The organism is Pseudomonas sp. K5002, from assembly GCF_013386655.1.
Lineage (GTDB): Bacteria > Pseudomonadota > Gammaproteobacteria > Pseudomonadales > Pseudomonadaceae > Aquipseudomonas.
Genome location: NZ_JACARK010001568.1, coordinates 1 through 429, shown reverse-complemented (window position 1 = coordinate 429; position 429 = coordinate 1). Strand labels below are relative to the sequence as shown.

General features: G+C 62.2%; 1 protein-coding gene. It reads left to right on the top strand.

The window, feature by feature from the left end; genetic code table 11:
• Positions 1 to 95: 95 nt before the first annotated feature.
• The coding region (locus HX846_RS37985) for an acyl-CoA dehydrogenase family protein (RefSeq protein ID WP_178967553.1) at positions 96 to 429 on the top strand (334 nt) is incomplete at its 3' end.

Sequence of the window (429 nt, the reverse complement as noted above, 5' to 3'; positions counted from 1 at the left end):
CACATTTGTTTTGTGGCGTTCACGAGTCTTTCCTCTTGCTTGATAACCAAGCAAGCGCTTGGTAAGTTCGCTCTACCGTCCCGTGGAGCTTGCCGATGTCTGCCTATCAGGAATACTTCGACCCCAGCCACCAATTGGTCCGCGACAGCGTGCGTCGTTTCGTCGAGCGAGAGATGTTGCCGGGCATCGAGCAGTGGGAGGAAGCTGAAAGCTTCCCCCGGGAGCTGTACCTCAAGGCCGGCGCGGCGGGGATCCTGGGCATCGGTTACCCCGAAGCCCTTGGAGGCAGCCACGAAGGTGACCTGTTCGCCAAGGTCGCCGCCAGCGAAGAACTGATGCGCTGCGGCTCCGGCGGGGTAGTGGCAGGGTTGGGCTCGCTGGATATCGGCTTGCCGCCCATCGTCAAATGGGCCCGGCCCGAGGTGCGCG